Annotated in this window: 2 protein-coding genes and 1 pseudogene; 2 read left to right on the forward strand and 1 reads right to left on the reverse strand. The window is 61.1% G+C overall.

Features of this window, described 5'->3' with window-relative positions; translation table 11 throughout:
* Positions 1 to 30: 30 nt before the first annotated feature.
* The gene (locus tag QMN38_RS26335) at positions 31 to 645 is read right to left on the reverse strand and encodes a recombinase family protein (protein WP_000904906.1); all 615 of its coding nucleotides are present in this window, start codon (positions 643 to 645) and stop codon (positions 31 to 33) included.
* Positions 646 to 770: 125 nt separating this feature from the next.
* Between QMN38_RS26335 and QMN38_RS26340 the strand changes: the two genes are divergently transcribed.
* Both QMN38_RS26340 and QMN38_RS26345 read left to right on the forward strand, forming a co-directional pair.
* A complete protein-coding gene (locus tag QMN38_RS26340) occupies positions 771 to 3,656 on the forward strand; it encodes a Tn3 family transposase (RefSeq protein WP_011116984.1) in 2,886 nt (961 codons plus the stop codon).
* 32 nt (positions 3,657 to 3,688) lie between these two features.
* Positions 3,689 to 3,765, forward strand: a pseudogene (locus QMN38_RS26345) (integrase); the annotation flags it as partial.

Genomic DNA, 3,765 nt, shown 5'->3' on the forward strand with positions numbered 1-3,765 from the left:
GTGGCTCAACCTGCGAAAAGAAACGAGTTGCTACGTAAGTCCGAGAACATGCTTTCCATGGTCTCTGAGCTCGCCTTTGGGACCGACATATCGGTAGAGAGTGACGCGCTCGATGCCGAGTTCCTTGCAGAGATCGGAAACTGAAGTATCGCGCTGGGCCATGGCGGCTTGCGCGAGACGCACCTGAGCTTTGGTGAGCGCGAATTTTCGTCCGCCCTTGCGACCGCGCGCTCTCGCGGAGGCGAGACCCGCCATGGTGCGCTCTCGGATCAGATCCCGCTCGAACTCGGCCAAGGTGGCGAAGATTCCGAACACCATGCGACCGGACGCAGTCGTGGTGTCGATCTGAGCGCCCTTTCCAGTCAGAACCCGCAGGCCGATCTTGCGGTCTGACAGCTCCTTCACCGTGTTGACCAGATGGGCAAGCGATCGTCCGAGGCGATCGAGCTTCCAGACCACCAGCACATCGCCGTCACGCAATGACTTGAGGCAGGCAGTCAAGCCAGGGCGATCATCACGACCGCCGGAAGCAAGATCATCATAGATATTGTCCCGTTCGACACCTGCGGCGCGCAAGGCGTCGTGCTGCAGGTCGAGAGACTGCGAGCCATCGGCTTTGGAGACGCGGGCATATCCGATCAGCATGTATCACAAACGTTGGTTTGAGGCGGCGCTTCGGCCACGATTGCATTGACCTCTGGAAATGTATCTCAACCAGCTTCATAAACAAAGCGTCTTGAACGCTATCAGATTTTGAAAAAGGAACATGTATGCCGCGTCGCGTCACTCTAACCGATCGGCAGAAAGACGCGCTGTTGCGCTTGCCGACTTCACAGACGGATTTGCTCAAGCACTATACGCTGAGTGATGAAGACTTTGGGCATATCAGGCTGCGTCGGCGCGCTCACAACAGGTTCGGCTTCGCCCTGCAATTGTGTGTCCTGCGCTATCCCGGCCGGGTGCTGGCTCCAGGCGAACTGATCCCTGCAGAGGTCATCGAATTTATCGGAGCGCAGCTTGGCCTGGGTGCCGACGATCTCGTAGACTATGCTGCCCGCGAGGAAACACGGCACGAGCATCTTGCCGAGTTACGGGGGCTCTACGGCTTCCGCACCTTCTCCGGACGTGGTGCGAGCGAGCTGAAGGAATGGTTGTTCCGAGAAGCCGAGATGGCGGTGTCGAACGAGGATATCGCCCGTCGCTTCGTAGCCGAGTGCCGACGCACCCGCACTGTCCTTCCCGCGACATCCACGATCGAGCGGCTTTGTGCCGCGGCTCTCGTCGATGCCGAGCGACGCATCGAGACGAGGATCGCCAGTCGGCTGCCTATGTCGATCCGAGAACAGTTGCTGGCATTGCTCGAGGAGACGGCTGATGATCGGGTGACCCGTTTTGTGTGGCTGCGCCAGTTCGAGCCTGGCTCGAACTCTTCGTCGGCCAACCGGCTGCTCGACCGGCTCGAATATCTGCAACGCGTCGATCTCCCCGAGGATCTGCTTGCCGGCGTTCCTGCCCATCGGGTGACTCGTCTGCGCAGGCAGGGTGAACGGTATTATGCCGACGGCATGCGCGATCTCCCGGAGGACAGGCGGCTTGCGATCTTGGCTGTTTGCGTCTCGGAATGGCAGGCGATGTTGGCCGACGCAGTGGTCGAAACCCACGACCGGATCGTCGGCCGTCTCTACCGTGCTTCGGAGCGTATTTGCCATGCAAAGGTCGCAGACGAAGCGGGGGTGGTGCGTGACACCCTGAAATCCTTCGCCGAGATCGGGGGCGCCCTGGTCGATGCACAGGATGATGGCCAGCCGCTGGGCGATGTCATCGCGAGTGGGTCAGGGTGGGACGGCTTAAAAACCCTTGTTGCAATGGCAACCAGGCTGACCGCCACCATGGCCGACGATCCGCTCAATCATGTGCTCGACGGTTATCACCGCTTCCGCCGATACGCTCCACGCATGTTGCGCCTGCTCGATCTGCGAGCTGCGCCCGTTGCACTGCCGCTTCTGGAAGCGGTGACGGCCCTTCGTACCGGTTTGAACGATGCCGCGATGACCAGCTTCTTGCGGCCCAGCTCGAAATGGCATCGCCACCTTCGGGCCCAGAGGGCTGGCGACGCTCGCCTATGGGAGATCGCGGTGCTGTTCCATCTGCGCGATGCGTTCCGCTCCGGAGATGTCTGGCTTACTAGGTCCCGGCGCTATGGCGATCTGAAACACGCACTCGTTCCGGCACAAGCCATCGCGGAAGGCGGTCGTCTCGCTGTGCCATTGCGGCCGGAGGAATGGCTGGCAGACCGGCAAGCTCGCCTCGACATGCGGTTGCGCGAGCTTGGCCGTGCCGCTCGCGCAGGCACGATCCCGGGCGGGTCGATTGAAAACGGCGTTCTGCATATCGAGAAACTCGAAGCCGCCGCGCCGACAGGCGCCGAAGATCTGGTGCTCGATCTCTACAAGCAGATCCCGCCCACGCGCATCACCGATCTCCTGCTGGAGGTGGATGCGGCGACCGGCTTCACCGAAGCGTTCACCCATCTGCGCACAGGAGCACCCTGCGCTGACCGGATCGGGCTAATGAACGTTATCTTGGCGGAAGGGATCAACCTCGGCTTGCGCAAAATGGCGGATGCGACAAACACCCACACCTTCTGGGAATTGATCCGCATTGGACGGTGGCATGTCGAGGGCGAAGCCTATGACCGGGCGCTGGCCATGGTGGTCGAGGCACAGGCAGCGTTACCCATGGCCCGGTTCTGGGGCATGGGCACGTCGGCTTCGAGCGACGGACAGTTCTTCGTCGCTACAGAGCAAGGTGAGGCCATGAACCTGGTCAACGCGAAATATGGCAATACCCCGGGCCTGAAAGCCTATAGCCACGTCTCCGACCAATATGCGCCGTTCGCAACCCAGGTGATTCCTGCAACGGCAAGCGAAGCGCCTTACATCCTCGATGGCCTGCTGATGAACGATGCTGGACGCCATATCCGCGAGCAGTTCACCGACACGGGCGGCTTCACCGATCACGTCTTTGCCGCATGTGCCATTCTCGGCTACCGGTTCGCTCCGCGCATCCGCGACCTGCCATCCAAACGGCTCTACGCGTTCAATCCGTCGGCCGCCCCGGCGCACCTGCGAGCGTTGATCGGCGGAAAGGTCAACCAAGCCATGATCGAGCGCAATTGGCCCGACATCCTGCGCATCGCCGCCACCATTGCTGCCGGGACCGTCGCGCCAAGCCAGATTCTGCGGAAACTCGCCTCCTATCCGCGGCAGAACGAGCTCGCGACAGCCCTGCGGGAAGTCGGTCGCGTCGAGCGCACCCTGTTCATGATCGACTGGATTCTGGATGCCGAACTCCAACGGCGTGCCCAGATCGGGCTCAACAAAGGCGAAGCTCATCATGCGCTGAAGCGGGCAATCAGCTTCCACCGCCGCGGTGAAATCCGCGACCGTTCCGCCGAAGGCCAGCATTACCGCATCGCCGGCATGAATCTGCTCGCCGCCATCATCATCTTCTGGAACACCATGAAGCTCGGCGAGGTCGTTGCAAACCAGAAACGCGATGGAAAGCTGCTATCGCCCGATCTCTTGGCCCATGTTTCGCCGCTCGGATGGGAACACATCAATCTCACCGGAGAATATCGCTGGCCAAAGCCTTAGCGTAGGATTCCGCCCCCTCCCGCAAACGACCCCTGCTCGGCCATTCCGACGTCTCTACGACGATGATTTACACGCATGTGCTGAAAGTTGGCGGTGCCGGAGTGCGCTC

This window comes from Citrobacter sp. R-1.5.2, assembly GCF_035064245.1.
GTDB lineage: Bacteria > Pseudomonadota > Gammaproteobacteria > Enterobacterales > Enterobacteriaceae > Citrobacter.